The sequence below is a fragment of the Bradyrhizobium sp. RDM12 genome (assembly GCF_051917485.1).
Taxonomy (GTDB): Bacteria; Pseudomonadota; Alphaproteobacteria; order Rhizobiales; family Xanthobacteraceae; genus Bradyrhizobium.
Genome location: NZ_CM133064.1, coordinates 6,399,051 through 6,415,622, shown reverse-complemented (window position 1 = coordinate 6,415,622; position 16,572 = coordinate 6,399,051). Strand labels below are relative to the sequence as shown.

Here is a 16,572-nt window from a genome sequence, read left to right as displayed (position 1 = left end):
GAGTCGGCATCCTTTTACTACCTCGTCTCGGGCGTTCCAGCTTGCAAAGAACCGTTATCCCCGCGCGAGGAGTTGCCCATTCCAAGGAGTAAACTCCCATGCCCCGGCATCAACCCTTCGAAGACAGCAGCTCTGCAGATCCGATGTCCCTGGAAACTCCGCTCTCCGGAGAAAGGCGAATACTCCTCTTGGGCACTGCCGCCGCGCTTGCTGCAGGTGGGCTCTCCACTCCGGCGGCTGCTGCGCCTCAGGCTCCTGACCTCTCCGGGGCGTTGGCGAAATTCCGCGCCACCATCCCAAGCCACTTCAATCGCGACTACATCGAGAACGCAGTGGTCCCGTTCTTTCTCGGCAGCATCTTCGCCGGTGAGCGGCCGACTCTCCCCATGATCGACTTGCCTCTCACCAAGCAGGACGCAATTCCTTGGGACTTTTGGGGAATGCTTTACGAAGAGTGGAAGCCGACCCCTTCGGATGGCGTGACAGTCTTCCTCGAAGGGCTGGAGAATCGCGGCGCCAATAACCTGCGAAAGCGCATCTATTTCAGCGGCGTCACTCCCGACCTCTATGCCCCGAAATATCAGGCCAAGGTCGTCGCATTTTTCGACAGGCTTCTCGACTCGAAGTACGCCGACAAGCCTTTCATGCGCCACTACCTCGACAATTTCTGGGACATCTACTGGGATCTGCACCTCGGCGTGAAGGGCGATGCCGTGCCGCCTCAAGTCCGCGCGATCGGGGAAGCCTTCAACACGGTGCTCGCCTTTCGCAATCCATTGCAGGAGATCGTATACGAAAACTACATGACCGTGAGGGCGCTTCGGCCGTTCCTTGCGAAATGGATCGATGAGAGGTTGGACGACATCGCGAACGGAAAGGTTTCTGATCCCGACAAGACCATCGCCTATTACTGGCTCAAGAATGCGGGTGACGGAAAGCACTTCGCCAAGAAAGATGTTGTCTTCGAATGCTTCCACAATTTCGTAGCGCTGAGCCAATGGGGCAATTCCATCTTCGGCATCATGACGCGCCTGAACCAGAATGGAGGGGATCAAGCCGTGCGGGCGGCCTTCCAAAAGACGATGAGCGGGGACTTCGACAATGCGAGCGGAGCTCCCTACACGCCTCTTGAGCTTCTGGTAATGGAGCTCTTCCGCACCATCTCGCCGAACGGGGCAGCATCTCAGCGATTACGGACACGCGCGCCTCGTCCTTCTACGGCGGCTCTCCATTCGCCCAGTTCGGCGTGCCTTACGAGCGGCACTCCTACATGAATACGCCTCATACCGAAACGAGCTTCGACTCGCGGCTATGGAAGGAACCTGAGCGATTCGACCCCCAGCGTTACCTGAGCGTGCCGACCAGCGCGCAGATCGATGAGGCAAAATGCAAGCAGATCGGTCTGCCGCGTTGCCCGTTTGACATCACGACCCTTCCGGTCAGTGACGGGCGGAAAACCGCTATCACCAACAGTGGTTTCGGCACGGTGTTTGCCGTGGCGGACGGGAAGCCGGCACCGGTCTGCGACTATGCCGGATTCGCGCCATTCGGGTTCGGCTATCGACGCTGTCCCGGCGAGCAACTGACAATCGACGTGTTCGGAGATTTTCTCCGCAAGGTGTGGCGCGACAAGATCGTCTTCCACAATCTCAATCAGCCAAGACCCGGGAGGGTTCCGGTCGGGCCGGGCGCAGTGATCGACGACGACATCGGCTTCTCCAGGTCTGCGTAGCGCGTCTGCATCGGCCCCGAGCGTTGGGATGTGTCCGGCGCGATTGTAGGAAAGGCGATGTAGGCGGAAGCATCTGTACGGCGAAGCGATGGTGTGTGCTGTTATACGTGGAAGTCGCTGCGGCGGCTTGTTCGGCTGCGACTGCCACGGCCGGTTCGACGCGTAATTGCCTCAACGCACCGGTCGTAGCATGTCGCCATCCTAAAGCCCTGTTTCTGCTCCACGGTTATTAAAGCTAAGTCGTATCGCCGCACGGTGGCCCGCACCCGGAGGAGCCCGTCATGTCGAGACTAGCAATCGCATTTATGTCGGCGTTGGCCGTGACCACAGCCAACGCGCAAAATACTAAGCCTGAACAATTACAAACACCGACTCCCGCCAGCGCAAATGAAATACGACCGTTCCTGTTTGATGGGCGAATGAAAGGTGACGGCGAGCGTCAGCGAACGCTAGCCGACGATCATCATCCCAACGTTGGTGCCGTTGTCATGCCCCCGAAAGCAAGCCAGCCCGCGCGCGAGCAGTAAGCTGCGACCCATTTACTTGAAGACGGTCAGATGACGGTGACAGTGCACTCAACTTCACGCAAAAGTTTGCGCCTGACGTGCTTGGGATCACCGGATGTAGAAGGCGGGACGAAGTCTTGACGGATGCATCAATCCCGGCACCTACAGTCGCACCGACGCCGCAGACCTGTCCGTTTGCCGTTTGGATTCACGGTTTGGTTCTACAACGTCGGTGATCTCTCCGCCCAAGCTTTGGTGGCTTGGCAGATTTCCATCGCTCGGGCGTAGGCCGGGCGTGTCGTCGTGCGGGCGAGATAGGCACGCTCGACCGGACCCGGGGTATAGTTGCTGGTTCGCAGACCAAGCAGGAGAGCGTAGCTCACCGAAATGTCAGCAGCAGTGAATTGGTCTCCGGCGAGAAATGGACGATTTGAGAGACGCTGGATGACCAATCCCAGCCGGCTGCGAAAGGTCTCTAGTGCCCAGCTTGTCACCCGGGCGTTTCGCTCTGCTTCCGGCGCGAGTGCGCGACCGACAAAGACGGCGTTCATTGGCCCGGCGAGCCCGGCCTCTCCCAAATGGAGGAATTGCAGATAGGCGGCGAAAGCCGGATCATCCGGGGCGAGGGCGAGTGGGCTCGGGCCGTGGCGGGCGAGCAGGTATTCGAGGATCGCGATCGATTCGACCATGATCGTCTCGCCGTCCTGTAGCGCCGGGATAAAGCCGGCAGGGTTGATCGCAAGAAAATCGGGATCATTCTCGACAGCGAGCAGATCGACCGGGCGCAGCCGATAAGCCACTCCCAATTCCTCGAGTAGCCAAACGACGCGGAACCCACGACCTTCGCCATAGACAGTGAGCATATTTGAGCGTCCTCACATTGGCTTAAACGCCTTAATCCGCAGGAGCGAGATTACTACATGCTGCCATCGCTCGGAGAGTATATGTCCGTAGATCGTCCCGATTAAGAGGGAGCGGGTAGGGCGGATTAGCGCCAGCGCAATCCGCCATTTCACTCTGAGACTATCAACCGATGCGACAGCGGGGGGCGGCTTCGCGGTGCCCCATCGGCTGACGTGCAGTTGCACCGCGTCAACGGAAGTGATGCGGCAAAATCACAAGAGCTTCTCTGGATTTGCGGTGTCGCAGAAGTTATGTTGTGCAACTCACTGGGAATATTCGCCGCCTGACGGTGAAGGATGACCGACGACGACACTGAGATACGTCGCCTCGCACGGGAGGATGCTGTCCTCTATCGAGATATTCGACTGGAGGCTCTCCAAGCCAACCCGGAAGCGTTCGGTAGCACCTTCGAGGTTGAAGATGCTCAGCCGCTGAGTTTGTTCTCGGATCGGCTCGGCAGCTCTATAGTGCTCGGCGCGTTCCGCGATGCAGAGCTCGTCGGCATTGTCGGCTTTGCTGTCCAACAGAGCCGGAAAGAAGCTCACAAAGGCGCGCTTTGGGGAATGTACGTTCGTCCCTCCGCAAGGAATGCCAAAGTCGGTCGACGGTTAGTCGAAGCGGTATGCAATCACGCCCGTCAGCAGGTTGAGCTGATCCAGCTCAGCGTTGTGGTGGACAATCAACATGCGCGGAGTCTTTACGCGAGACTGGGCTTCCTCGAGTACGGCGTGGAGAAGAACGCTCTGAAGCAAGCTGGCCGCTACTACGACTTGGTTCTTATGGCAAAGGATCTCTCGCGGCACTGAGTCATTTTGCGACGCAGACATCGACTGTTCACCAGCAGGCACGATTTCCGCAAGGGCAATCGCATATGGTGTGCACGATGCGGCGGCATCGGCAGTGGGCTCCCTCTCCCGCTTGCGGGGAGGGCGGGGTGGGGGTGTTTCCGCGCCGGGATTGGTGAGGATTGCGGTGAACGTCCCAGCGTGGTGAGAACCCTCACCCGCCGCGCTCTGCGAGCGCGTCGGCCTCTCCCGCAAGCAAGCGGGAGAGGCGGAGCAAGCTCGCGGACTATTCCGTGAAATCCATATGCGAGAGCCCTGCTGGGCAACGATAGTCATCCGCCGATCATGGCAATCTCCGTTCCGGCATGAAAAAACCCGCGGCGGATTTCTCCGCGCGGGTGGTCACGATTTTACGATGATGCCATTCTGCCAGTGTTTTGCCCGACGTGTCAAAGCGAAGTTTTACGCCGGACGCGTGCGGCCCATCCGCCGATGAGCGCTCAAGCATGATCCGGGAAAGTGCGAAGCGGCTTTCCGGAAAGATCACGCTCCAGACAACGAGGGTCCCATGATTTCAATGCCTCCGCTACTGTGCATGGGGTTGTTTTCAGCTTTGGCTTCGAGCGGGCTCATGCCCTTCAGCGCCGGCCGCGCGGCGCCTCGGCCTTGGCGGGCGCTTCGGTCTGCGGGGCGCAGGTCGCAGCTTGCAGCGTCGCCTGCGCTTGCGGCATCAGGCCGGGCTCCGCGGCGAGCGCCTTCATCACGATCAGTCCGGTCGTGCTTGGGGAATCGATGATCAAACGGTCGGCCGCGGTGATCTCTTCGTCCTCGGGCAGGGCGTCGTGCTGCGCCTGGGTCATCAGGTCGAGTTCGATCACCTTCTTGCCGGCCGAGCGGTCGTTGATGGCGTAATAGGCGATCTCGTTGCGGGTGTAGAACGACACCGAGGTATAGGACTGGCTCACCGGCACGGTGAGCTTGAGCGGCCCGCCCGAGAGATCATAGCGGCAGATCGCCTGAGCAAAGGCCGGGTCCATGAACGGCATCGGCGAGGTCTGTGGATCGGCAAGCGGAAGCTGCGTGACGCCGTTGAGCCTGGTCATCGGCGTCAGCCGCGAATAGGCGTCCTGGCTCGCGATCCGCGGCAGGGCCAGCACGCTGACGAGATGGACCACGAGGCCCAGCACCACGCCGGCCACAATCGTGAACAGCAGCCGGATCATGAGCAGCCCACTGTCGAAATCGTCGGCATCGGCGCATCGCGCTGCGTGCGCGTGGCCACGCCGACCGGCGTGTCGTAGAGGCGGAACATCAGCGCATAGCGCTCGATGCCGCCGGTCGGCAGCCAATTGCCGGCACGCGAGCGCGCGGCGATGTGGATCTCGAACGAGCCGTCGGACTGGCGGATGATCTCCTGGCTGGTGAAGCCGTAGCGCTGCAGCGTGTTGGCGACGAGATGACCCTTGCGGTCGTACAGCGTCAGCGTCCAGAACCGCGCCGGCGGCGTCACGCCGGAGACGACGACGTCGCAGCGGCCGTCGAGCGCCTTCTTGTTGTCGTCGGCGGTCGCGGTGAAGGCGATGCCGTCGCCGGTGCCGATCGGCAGTTCGCCGTTGCGCACGATGGTAGCGCGCGAATAGGGATCGACGTCGGCGGTGCCGGTACGGGGGCGGGCGGTCCAGGGCCCGATGGTCAGCGTGCCGATCTCGGTGCCGCGCGTCGTCGTCATCCAGGTCGCACCCAGGCCGACCACGGTCGCGAGCAGAAGGGCCGTCAATGTGATCAGGATCAGCCGCACGGGATCAGATCAGTTCTTGCGCGGGGTGGATGCGTTCGCGTTCTCCTCCGCCGCATAGTTCTGCGGGAAGGCGAGCGCGCTGTTCGACGATGCCGGCTTGGCCGGCTGGCTGTCATTGGCCGTCGATTTGGTCGCGGTCCTGGCGGCGTCGTCGAGCATCTTCTCGACGCGCACCAGGATGTCGGCGCCGCGCTTGGTCAACACCGGCGGCGGACCGGGCTTGGTCTCCAGCACCTTCGGCGCCGCATTGGCCTGCGCGTTGGCGACCGACTCGCGCGGCAGCTTCTGGCCCATGCCGACGCCGGGAATTTCGCGGACCTCGACGCCCTGATGGGCGGCGACCATGATGTCGTGCCAGGTCTGCGCCGGCAGCGAGCCGCCGGTCATGCGGTTGGTCGGCGAATAGTCGTCATTGCCGTACCAGACCGCGCAGGTGAAATTGCCGGTGTAGCCGACGAACCAGGCGTCGCGATAAGCATTGGTCGTGCCGGTCTTGCCGGCGGTCGGAATGCCGTCGAGCGCTGCGCGGCGCGCGGTGCCTTCGCTGACGACGTGGCTCATCATGCCGGCCATGTCGGCCGCGATGTTCGGCGGAATGGCCTGCTTCGGCTTCGGACCGTCGCGGTCCCAGCGCCACACCAGATCGCCGGCGCCGGTGCGCACTTCGAGCACTGCATGCGGCGTCACCGCCTTGCCGCGGTTGGGGAAGGTGGCATAGGCCACGGCGTGCTCGAGCACGGTGACCTCGTCCGAGCCGATCGGCAGCGACGGCGTGTCGGGCAGGGGCGCCTTGAGGCCGAAGCGGCGCGCGACCTCGACGATCTTGGCGCGGCCGATCTTGGCCGGGTTCGGCGCCTTCGGCTGCTCCTTCTGGCCGATCGCGATCGACAGCTTGACGGGCACGACGTTGATCGAGCGCGTGATCGCCTGCGTCAGCGTCACCGCGCCGGAATAGGAATGGCCATAGTTCTGCGGACACCAATTGCCGATGCAGACCGGGCCGTCGACCACGATCGAGTTCGGCGTGAATCCGTTCAAGAGGGCCGTGGTGTAGACGTAAGGCTTGAACGAGGAGCCGGGCTGGCGATAGGCGTCGACGGCGCGGTTGAACTGGCTGGCGCCGTAGTCGCGGCCGCCGACCATGGCGCGGATGCCGCCGTCGAGATCGGACACCACGGTCGCGGCTTGCGTCGCGTGATAGTCGCGGCCGAACTGGCGCAACTGGTTTTCGATCGCGTCCTCGGCGGCCTTCTGCACGTTGGTGTCGATTGCGAGCCGGACCACGAACACGCGCTCGGTGTAGGACTTCGGGAAGGTATCGACCAGCTTGCGCATCTCGTCGAAGGCGTAGTCGAGATAGTAATTCGGCGACGCCTCGTCGCGGCGATCGACCGCGAAGGCGGGGTTGCGGCGGGCGCCGAATACCTGGCCCTCGGTCATGAAGCCGGCATCGACGAGATTGTCGAGCACGACGTTGGCGCGGGCACGCGCGGCGGGCAGGTTGATGTGGGGTGCGTATTTCGTCGGCGCCTTGAACAGGCCTGCGAGCATCGCGGCTTCGGCCAGCGTCACGTCGCGCGCCGACTTGTTGAAGTAGAAATGCGCCGCACCGTCGACGCCGAACGTGCCGCCGCCCATATAGGCGCGATCGAGATAGAGCTTGAGGATCTCGTTCTTGCTCAGGCGCCATTCCAGCCAGACCGCGAGGAAGGCCTCGTTGATCTTGCGCTCGATAGTGCGCTCGTTACTCAGAAACAGGTTCTTGGCGAGCTGCTGCGTGATCGAGGAGCCGCCCTGGCGGACGCCGCCGGCCTGGGCGTTGGTGACCAGCGCGCGCGCGGTGCCGGCGATGTCGATGCCGAAATGCTCGTAGAAGCGGCGGTCTTCGGTCGCGAGCGTCGCCTTGATCAGGACGTCAGGAAAATCTTCCAGCGGGATCGAGTCGTTGTGCTTGATGCCGCGACTGCCGATCGGGTTGCCGTAGCGATCGAGGAACGTCACTGCCAGATCGGACTTCTTCAGCCAGTCCTCGTCCGCGGTCTCGCGAAAGGCCGGGATGGCGAGGATCAGCATCAGCACCATGCCGCCGAGGCCGAGGGTTGCGGCCTCCGACAGCGGCTCGACGAATACCCAGCGCTTCCACCGCCCGACATAGAAGCGGTCCATGAAGGTCGAGTAGCGCTCGTAGAGCTCGCGGATGCCCCTGGCCGAGGAGAACAGCGAGGAGTCGATGCGCGCATCGAGGTCCAGGAAGAAGTTCCTGATACGGCTCTTCCAGTTGGATGGTGTGTTCTGGACCACCTAGAACCCTTGAGGCTCGCTTCGACAGCGTTCAAGCACCCGGCCGGGGCGGCATCGAGACGTCTTGCGGGATTGTTGCGGCAAACCCAAGGCGCCCGTATCGCGTCCGAGGGGACTTGCTGTTCTTCTAGCCGAGCGGGGCCTATAAACCAATGGTCAGGCTCGCAATTTTGAACAACAGGCCTAATTGAACCCCGGTTCATTACGGGCCTTACGGGGGCGTTGCTTGCGGCTCTGGGGCCGCGCGCCCTAGATGGCTCTGGCCGCAGCTCTTTGGAATCGTATCAGGCGCATGACCGCAGCTCGCAAACGACCTTCAGACCAGGATGGATTCTTCTGGAAAACCAAGAAGATGGAGGACATGTCGGCGGCCGAATGGGAGAGCCTGTGCGACGGCTGCGGCCGCTGCTGCCTGAGCAAGCTCGAAGATGAGGATACCGGCGAGATCTACTTCACCGACGTCAGCTGCAAGATGCTGGATTCCTGCACCGGCGGCTGCAAGAACTACGCAGATCGGTTCGACTCCGTCCCGGACTGTGTTGTCATGACGCCCGAGAAGGTCCGCACCCTGCCTTGGCTGCCGCCGAGCTGCGGCTACCGGCTCGTCGCCCAGGGCCGCGATCTCTATTGGTGGCACCCTCTGATCTCAGGCGATCCCAATACGGTGCACGAGGCCGGCGTCTCCGTGCGCGGCCGGGTCTCGGGCACAGAGGACGAGGTCCCGGACGACAAGCTCGAAAACTATATCGTGCAATGGCCGGGGCAGATCCCGAAGCGGGCGCGCCTGAAGCGACGTCCCAAGGACTGATCCGTCCGTCGTTTCAGATCAATTGTTCGGGATGACCGCGGTACGGGATGCACCCATGCGCCGCGGTGCCTGCCTGAGAAGAACTTTGCTGTCTAGATTGGCTTGATAGAACAGATCCTTCGCGGCTTTGCGCCGCAGCAAGACGCTCTGACACGCCCGAAATGAACAAGTTCGCACGGCAGAGCAGCCAATCTGCCGACATCCAGACATTGCCCGACGAGATCGCCGAGGAACTGACCCGCCTTCCGGGCGAGGTCATCAGCGTCAGCGACGCACCTTCCCTCGCACCGCCGGTCCCGCTGTCGCAGGACGAGGTCCGGACCATCGTACTTAGCCTGATGCTGACGATGTTCCTGGCCGCGCTCGACCAGACCATCGTCGCCACTGCGCTGCCGACCATCGGCCGCCAGTTCCAGGATGTCTCGAACCTGTCCTGGGTCATCACCGCCTATCTGCTCGCGTCGACCGCGGTTGCGCCGGTGTTCGGGACGCTGAGCGACATCTACGGCCGCAAGGTCATGATCATCGTGTCGCTGAGCCTGTTCATTGCGGGATCGGTGCTGTGCGCGATCGCGCCGAGCATGCCGATGCTGATTTTGGCGCGCGGCCTGCAGGGGCTCGGCGGCGGCGGCATCATGCCCGTCGTGCAGACGGTAATCTCCGACGTCGTCTCGCCGCGCGAGCGTGGCCAGTACCAGGCTTATTTCTCCAGCGTCTGGATGGTCGGCGGCATTTTAGGCCCCGTCATCGGCGGCGTGTTCGCCGAGCATCTGCACTGGTCGATGATCTTCTGGATCAATCTGCCGCTCGCAGCCGCAGCCCTTGCACTGCTGCTGCCGAAGATGAAGAAGATCCCGGTGTTCCACCGCAAGCGCAAGGTCGATTGGCTTGGCGGCGTGCTGCTGATGGCCTCTGCCGTCGTCTTCATGCTGGTGCTGACCTGGGGCGGCACGCGCTATCCCTGGCTCTCGCCGACCGTGCTGTCGATGGTGGGCGGCGCTGTCCTGCTCGCTGTAACATTCGTGTGGCACGCCCGTCGCGCCGACGAGCCGTTCCTGCCGCTGCCGCTGCTCTCGGGATCGGTCGCGCCATTCGCGCTGACCGCCGGCGGCTGCGGGTTAGGGGCTATCACCGGCCTCACCGTGCAGCTGCCGCTCTATTATGAGTCGGTCTATCACCTCAGCGCCAGCGAGGCGGGGCTTGCATTGATTCCGCTCGCGGCGGTCTCGACCTGTGGTGCGGCGATCGCCGGCCGCACCATGGCGCGTGCCAAGCATTACAAGCGCGTCGCTATCATCGGCACGTCCTGGGCTGCGATCTGCGCGCTAGGCCTCACGGTCACCACGCTGCCGCTGTGGGGACTGCTGACCCTGATGGCCGCATTCGCGCTCGGCCTCGGCACGACCTTCCCGGTCTGCGTGGTCTCGCTGCAGAATTCGGTGGCTCGCCCGCAGGTCGGCACCATCACCGGCGCGATGAACTTCTTCCGTTCGCTGATGTCCTCGTTCACGGTCGCAGCATTCGCGGCGATCCTGCTGATCGCGCTCGGCACCGATATTCCGCTGGCCGGCGAGCATCACGCCGCAGGCAGCATCCCTGCGATCCCGACCGAGGACATGCGGCACGCGTTCCGCTACGTCTTTGCGGCCGCGACCGCGCTGATGACGACCGCCGCGCTCTGCCTGATCATGATGGAGGAGCGGCCGTTGGCTGGTCCTTCCACCGCGCAACCCGTCGAGATGGCGGAGTAGCGGTCTCTATCCGCCGCGATCAGGATCGTCGTCGAGATTGCCGACGCTCGTCTTCCGCGCTTTTGCCGCAAGCTGCTCCTTAAGCTTCGCCAGCGCGGCAGCCGACCAATCACTGATATCGGTGACCGCGACCCAGGCATCGACATAATGCTCTGGCGCATAGACATGGCCAAAGCCCATCGGCGTATTGGTTGCGACCGCCATGTCGAGGGCGAGTTGTAGCATGGTGACGATCGGATACCACCTGAGCTCCGGTGACACGTCGGGCCCGCGCGGCGCATTCATCCACGCCGGTGCCCGGAAGGCATCGCGGTAGGCGAAGAACGTGATCGCATCGCTGGCATATTGCAGATAGACCACGCGCATCGGTCCCCACGGCGTATCCGGCGGCACCGTCGGTCCGTTCTGGTTCATGAAGCGCACGAACCGGCTGTCGCGGAATTCGGGCAGCCACGCCGGCGTGCCGGGATTGCGGTTGTCGGTGATCGAGCGCCAGATCCGGCTCTCGAACGGCGCACCGCTCCACAGCGCTCCCGCAACGGGATCGCCGATCGTCTCGAACAGTTCTGCGGATTTCTCCGAGTTCATGGCGCCGAGGCTCAGCCCGTGCAAATACAGCTGCGGCCGCTTGTCTTTCGGCAGCGTCGTCCAATAGCCGTAGATTTCCGCGAACAGCGCACGCGCGGCTTCCGCGCCGTATTCGGGCTGAAACAGCAGCGACAACGGGCTGTTGAGATAGGAATACTGCATCGCGACGCTGGCGACGTCGCCGTGATGGAGATATTCCACCGTATCCATCGCGGACGGATCGATCCAGCCCGTCCCGGTCGGCGTGATGACGATCAGGATTTTCCGTTCAAAGCCGTGCTGGCGCTTGAGCTCGTCGAGCGCAAGCCTGGCGCGTGCCTGCGCGGTATCGCGGGCAACGAGCCCTACATAGACGCGCACGGGCTCCTGCGCGGGCCGCTCCGTGACGGTACTGATCTCGGCCGCGGTCGGGCCTGAGGCAATGAAGCGGCGCCCCATGCGCCCGAGCTCCTTCCACTTCACCAGGGACGCCGGGCTTCCGGTCCGATTCGAGGCGGTCGGCTGCGGACGCTCGGGCTCGAGCAGGACATCGAGCTCGCGAAACGAGGAATCGAGCGCGTTGAAGACCGTGCGGATCAGGACATTGCTGGCGATCGACCAGAACAGCAGTGCTGTCACAAGCACGCCAACGACGTTTGCAACTTTTCGCGGAATGAGGCGCCGAGTACGTGCAGCAAGGAAGCGGGCGACAAGCGCGAACAGCCGCCCCAGCACCAGCAGCACCACGAACGTGATCAACGCGATGATGCAGACCTTGAGCGGATGCGCGGTTTCTACCGGCGCCATTTTCATGACACTGCGGATCGCGTTCTGCCATGCGGTGGTGCGCCAGAGAGCGGCGATCACCACGAGCAGGCAGCCGATTGCGACCAGCGCATTCGCAACGGATCTCGCGCGCACCGACGGCTCGGGCAGTTCGAGATAGTGCCACAGCCGGCGCCACAGGACCCCACAGAGGTAGCCGATCGCAAAGCAGCCGCCGGCAAGCGCACCTTGCGTGAGATAGCTGCGCGGGATCAGCGTCGGCGTCAGCGCGGCTGCGAAGAACAGCGCGCCCAGCATGAGGCCGATGCCGGACAGCGAGAGCAGTTGTCGCCGAATGAACCGCGCGAGACTCGTCAAGCTATCCCCCGGTGACTATCGTTTGTTATCCGCAAAGCCGCTCTTGCGCGGTAGCAGGATCGTGAACTCCGTGAACTTCCCCGGCTCGGTCGCAACATCGATCGTGCCGCCATGCTGCTTCACTACGATGTCGTGGCTCATCGACAATCCGAGGCCGGTGCCTTCGCCGGCCGGCTTGGTCGTGAAGAACGGATTGAACATTTTTTCCTTCACGTCGTCGGGAATGCCGGTGCCGTTGTCGCGGATACGGATTTCGATGCTGTCGCCACGGTCGCGGGTGGTGGCGGTCACGACCGGCTCGAAAGTGCCGGCGCCGCTTTCCGCCTGGCGCTTTGCCACCGCATAAAACCCGTTCGAGATCAGGTTCAGCAGTACCCGCGAGATCTCCTGCGGAAACAAATTTGCAGAGCCTGCGGCCGGATCGAGCTCGCGCTTCAGCGTCACGTCGAACTGCGGCTTCTCGGCGCGCGCGCCATGATAGGCAAGATTGAGGCTCTCCTCGACCAGCGTATTGATGTCGCTCAAGCCGTATTCGCCGCCGCCTTCGCGCGAGTGCAGCAGCATGTTCTTGACGATGGAATCGGCGCGCTTGCCGTGCTGCACGACTTTTTGCAGATTGTCCTTCAGCATCCCGGTCAGCTCGCCGACCTCGTTGCGGACATCGTCGCCGAGCGGGGCGGGCGCCAGCACCTCGCTCAGTTCGTCCGTCAGTTCGGCCGAGAGCGCGGCGAAATTGTTGACGAAGTTGAGCGGATTCTTGATCTCGTGCGCGATGCCGGCGGTGAGCTGGCCAAGCGAGGCGAGCTTCTCGGTCTGGATCAGCCGGTCCTGCGCCGCGCGCAAATCGTCGAGCGACTTCGATAGTTCGCGCGTGCGCGCCTGGACCTCGTCGAACAGCCGCGCATTCTCGATGGCGATCACGGCCTGGTCGGCGAAGGTCGAGAGGAGCCCGATCTGACTGTCGGTGAACGGCCGTATGATGGATCGGGTCAAAGTCAGGGCGCCGATCGGCATGCCCTCGCGTAGCAAGGGCACGCCGAGAAAGGTGCGAGGATTGCCACTGAGCTGCTGACCCTCGAAATGATACTCCGGATCGGCAAGCACGTCGTGCACGTGGACGATACGTCCCTCGAGCAGGGTTCTCCCCGTGATAGTGCGCCGTTCGGGCTTGACCGGAATATCCTTAACGTAATCGGCGAACTCACGCGGAAAGCCGTATGAACCGGCGCGGTAATAGACCTCACCACTTCGCCGGGTAATGGCAGCCATGTCGGCTTCACACAACCGTGCTGCCGATTCCACCAGCGTATCGAGCACGGTCTGAAGATCGAATGCCGAACGGCTGATGACCTTGAGCACCTCGGCGGTCGCGGTCTGCCGTTCCAGCGCCTCCCTGGTGGTGTTAAACAGGCTGACATTTTTGACCGCGATCACCGCCTGGTCGGCGAAGGTTTGTAACAGCCGCACATGATGCTCGGCGAACGTGCCGGTCGTCCGCCGCGTCGCGATAATAACGCCTCTGGCTTCGCCCTCGCTCATCAAAGGGGTGAACAGCATGCTCCGAAAGCCGCGGGCGCGGGCGATGTCACGCGCCGCGGGCTCGAGTTCGGTGTCGGGCAGCTGCGCCGATTCACCATGGGCCGTGAGCTGGTGGGCCGGGAACTGCGCGAGCGGCACCGGGAACGATTCCTGCAGCACGCGATCGCCGGCCGGGTCGCCCGGCGTGAAGGCGGCAAGGTGCGCGGCGCCGTCGATGTAGCGCAGCACGGCGGTGGAGAAGCCGCCGATCAGCCGGTTGGCATTGGCGGCGATTGCGTCGAATACCGGCTGCACGTCGGACGGCGAAGCCGCCATCACCCTCAAGATGTCGGCGGTGGCGGGCTGGCGTTCCAGCGCCTCGCGCGTTTCGTTGAACAGCCGCGCGTTCTCGATCGCGATCACCGCCTGATCGGCAAAAGTCTGCAGCAACTCCACGAGGTCAGGCGCGAATGCGCCGGTTTCGGTGCGCGTGACGCTGATCATGCCGACCGCCGTGCCGCGGTTCATCAGCGGCATGAACAGCACGCTGCGGAAGCCACGGAGCCGCGCGAGATCGCGGTTGAGCTCCGGGACGTCGTCGGCTTCGCAGTCGGGAAACTGGATGGTCTCGCCGCCGCGAACCAGCGCAAAGGTCGGAAAATCCTCGATCCGCCGCGGGAACGACGCCTTCAGCCCGTCGTCCCCTTCCGGGCTGGTTGGCGTGAACGCCACGAGGTGCAGCTCATCGCCGATGAACTGGAGCACGGTGGCGGAGAAGCCGCCGAGCAGACGTTTCGAGCTGGACGCGATCGCCGCAAACACGGGGCGGGCATCGGAGGGAGAGGCGGCGATAATGCGCAAGATCTCGGCGCTGGCGCTTTGCCGATCGCGCAGCCGCGCGGTCTCGGCCGCGGCGGACTGCAATTGCCGCTTGAGCTCGTCGGTCCCGGCAGCATCGTTGGAAGGGGTGGTCATTCGCATTCCGGCTGAATGCCGCGAGGCGCGGCACCAGGCCGGATTATCACATCTCCTCCCGCCGGAGCCAGCGCTCGCGGCGCCGTGGTTGCCTCACGTGCCCGGCCGCGACACTTCGGTCTCCTTGCTGGTGATGAACTCCAGCAGCACAGGGATGCCTTCCTGCGTCTTCTGAATGCCGCGCTTGATCGCGGGGACGATATCCTCCGGCCTGGTCACCCGCTCCCCATAGCCGCCGAAGGCGCGCGCCATCGCGGCATAATCGCCGGAAATGTCGGTCGAGCGATACTTCTCGGTCGAGATCGGCATCACCTTCAGTTCGATCGCCATCGAGAAATTGTTGAGCAGGATCGACATGATCGGGATCCGCTCGCGCACCGCGGTCTCGAAATCCATGCCCGTGAAACCAATCGCCGCATCGCCCCAGACATTGATGCAGAGCTTGTCGGGTTTCGCGAGCTTGGCGCCCATGGCAAGGCCAAGGCCGTAGCCGAGCTGTGTCGTCTTGCCCCAGCCGAGATAGGACAGGGGCGTGGTCGCCCTCCAGAACGGCGAAAGCTGGTCGCGCGGGCTGCCGGCATCATGGGTGATGATGGTGTTGTCGATGTCGACGGTGTGTTGCAGGTCCCACAGCACGCGATAGGGTTGAGCGGCGCGTCATTGCTGGTGAGCTTCGGCATCCATTTTGCGAGCCACTCCTTGTGCGAGGCCGCGATCTCGGCCGTGACCGCCGAGGCGTCGCGATCGGCGGTGACGGTCTTACCGGCCTCTTCCAGCAGCGCGTCGAGCACAAGGCCGGCGTCGCCGACAAGGCCGATCTTCGCCTCCACATCCTTGTTGAGATGGTTCGGATCGAGCGTCGAATGGATGATGGTTTTGCCCTTCGGAATCGCGATGCCAAAGCTGGTCTCGGTGAAGGAGCAGCCGATGCCGAAAATGACGTCGGCCTCAGCAAGGAATTTTGGCACCGCGCGCGGCACTGCGAGGCCGCCTGAGCCGAGCGAGAGCGGATGCGTTTCCGGGAACGAGGATTTGCCGCCGAGACTGGTGGTGACGGGGATGGCGAGCCGTTCCGCAAGCCGCTTCAATTGCGGCCACGCCTGCGCGTAATGCACGCCCTGGCCGGCATAGATCACCGGCCGCTTCGCATTGACGAGCAGGGCGGCCGCTTCCTGATATGCACGGGATCGGCGCCATAGCGGGTGCGCAGCACCGGCGTGTAGTTCAAGGGCTCCGGCACCTCCTCGTTCCACATGTCGGCGGAATCTCGACGATGACAGGCCCGCCGCGGCCGTTCTTCAGCTTGGTGAAGGCGCGCCGGAAAATGTTGGCGACCTCGGCCGCGAGGATGATCGGCTCGGAGGATTTCGAAAACGGCTTCATCGCCTCGCTGGAATTGAAGTTCGGCTCGATATGCGCAAGCCTGCGCTGATAGCCCATCGGCAGCACCAGCACGGGAACGGATTCGCCAAAGCATTGCGCGACGCCGCCCATCGCGTTCTCCGCGCCGGGCCCGTGCTGCATGCAGAACGCGCCGATCGTGCGCCCCGACGTCACCCGTGAGATCGCATCCGCCATGTGCACGCCGACGCGCTCCTGGCGCACCATCACGGGGCGGATCTCGGCCTTCGCCGCGTGCTCGATCAGATGATTGACGGGATAACCGCAGAGGATCTCGATGCCCTCGCGTCGCATGATTTCCGCAATGGCGGTGCCGAGCTTCATGGCGTCTCTCTCCCTGTGGCAGGCCGGTTGGTCCGCCCCATTCGGGAGAGAGATCAGGAA

At 63.3% G+C, this 16,572-nt stretch carries 13 protein-coding genes and 1 pseudogene; 6 read left to right on the top strand and 8 right to left on the bottom strand.

Annotated elements, in window-relative coordinates; genetic code table 11:
* The first annotated feature begins 98 nt into the window (after positions 1-98).
* From ACTGJ9_RS31470 to ACTGJ9_RS31460, 3 genes are all read left to right on the top strand, one after another.
* Positions 99-1,274, top strand: coding sequence for a hypothetical protein (locus ACTGJ9_RS31470; protein WP_456674216.1), 1,176 nt, complete (start codon positions 99-101; stop codon positions 1,272-1,274).
* A complete protein-coding gene (locus ACTGJ9_RS31465; protein WP_456674215.1) occupies positions 1,271-1,732 on the top strand; it encodes a hypothetical protein in 462 nt (153 codons plus the stop codon). Before ACTGJ9_RS31470 ends, ACTGJ9_RS31465 begins: the two co-directional genes overlap by 4 nt.
* Before the next feature lie 281 nt (positions 1,733-2,013).
* Positions 2,014-2,259: a hypothetical protein gene (locus tag ACTGJ9_RS31460; protein ID WP_456674214.1), complete on the top strand. Its 246-nt coding sequence runs from the start codon at positions 2,014-2,016 to the stop codon at positions 2,257-2,259.
* A gap of 200 nt (positions 2,260-2,459) precedes the next feature.
* On the opposite strand, the gene ACTGJ9_RS31455 is transcribed toward ACTGJ9_RS31460, so the two are convergent.
* Complete coding sequence (locus tag ACTGJ9_RS31455) at positions 2,460-3,101, bottom strand: glutathione S-transferase family protein (RefSeq protein ID WP_456674213.1); 642 nt, start codon at positions 3,099-3,101, stop codon at positions 2,460-2,462.
* A 336-nt stretch (positions 3,102-3,437) separates the two neighbouring features.
* Here ACTGJ9_RS31455 and ACTGJ9_RS31450 point away from each other — a divergent pair, with 336 nt between their 5' ends.
* A complete protein-coding gene (locus tag ACTGJ9_RS31450) occupies positions 3,438-3,947 on the top strand; it encodes an N-acetyltransferase family protein (RefSeq protein ID WP_456674212.1) in 510 nt (169 codons plus the stop codon).
* Positions 3,948-4,269: 322 nt separating this feature from the next.
* Here ACTGJ9_RS31450 and ACTGJ9_RS31445 read toward each other — a convergent pair whose 3' ends face one another.
* The 4 genes from ACTGJ9_RS31445 to ACTGJ9_RS31430 form a co-directional block, all read right to left on the bottom strand.
* Positions 4,270-4,473 carry a hypothetical protein gene (locus ACTGJ9_RS31445; protein ID WP_456674211.1) on the bottom strand — a complete coding sequence of 68 codons (204 nt, stop codon included), beginning with the start codon at positions 4,471-4,473 and terminating at the stop codon, positions 4,270-4,272.
* Between the two features lie 91 nt (positions 4,474-4,564).
* Positions 4,565-5,149, bottom strand: coding sequence for a DUF1254 domain-containing protein (locus tag ACTGJ9_RS31440; RefSeq protein WP_456674210.1), 585 nt, complete (start codon positions 5,147-5,149; stop codon positions 4,565-4,567).
* Complete coding sequence (locus ACTGJ9_RS31435; protein ID WP_456674209.1) at positions 5,146-5,724, bottom strand: DUF1214 domain-containing protein; 579 nt, start codon at positions 5,722-5,724, stop codon at positions 5,146-5,148. The genes ACTGJ9_RS31440 and ACTGJ9_RS31435 overlap by 4 nt, the downstream gene beginning before the upstream one ends.
* A gap of 9 nt (positions 5,725-5,733) precedes the next feature.
* Positions 5,734-8,025: a transglycosylase domain-containing protein gene (locus tag ACTGJ9_RS31430; RefSeq protein ID WP_456674208.1), complete on the bottom strand. Its 2,292-nt coding sequence runs from the start codon at positions 8,023-8,025 to the stop codon at positions 5,734-5,736.
* Positions 8,026-8,317: 292 nt separating this feature from the next.
* Between ACTGJ9_RS31430 and ACTGJ9_RS31425 the strand changes: the two genes are divergently transcribed.
* Together ACTGJ9_RS31425 and ACTGJ9_RS31420 are read left to right on the top strand one after the other, a co-directional pair.
* Complete coding sequence (locus ACTGJ9_RS31425; RefSeq protein WP_456674207.1) at positions 8,318-8,833, top strand: YcgN family cysteine cluster protein; 516 nt, start codon at positions 8,318-8,320, stop codon at positions 8,831-8,833.
* A gap of 161 nt (positions 8,834-8,994) precedes the next feature.
* Positions 8,995-10,584 (top strand): MDR family MFS transporter, encoded by a 1,590-nt coding sequence (locus ACTGJ9_RS31420; RefSeq protein ID WP_456674206.1) that lies wholly within the window; start codon positions 8,995-8,997, stop codon positions 10,582-10,584.
* Between the two features lie 6 nt (positions 10,585-10,590).
* Here ACTGJ9_RS31420 and ACTGJ9_RS31415 read toward each other — a convergent pair whose 3' ends face one another.
* The 3 genes and pseudogenes from ACTGJ9_RS31415 to ACTGJ9_RS31405 form a co-directional block, all read right to left on the bottom strand.
* Entirely contained in the window at positions 10,591-12,234 is a 1,644-nt protein-coding gene (locus tag ACTGJ9_RS31415; protein ID WP_456678690.1) for an alpha/beta hydrolase, read from the bottom strand.
* Between the two features lie 75 nt (positions 12,235-12,309).
* Positions 12,310-14,787 carry a GAF domain-containing protein gene (locus ACTGJ9_RS31410; protein WP_456674205.1) on the bottom strand — a complete coding sequence of 826 codons (2,478 nt, stop codon included), beginning with the start codon at positions 14,785-14,787 and terminating at the stop codon, positions 12,310-12,312.
* 93 nt (positions 14,788-14,880) lie between these two features.
* Positions 14,881-16,512, bottom strand: a pseudogene (locus ACTGJ9_RS31405) (thiamine pyrophosphate-requiring protein).
* Positions 16,513-16,572 lie beyond the last annotated feature (60 nt).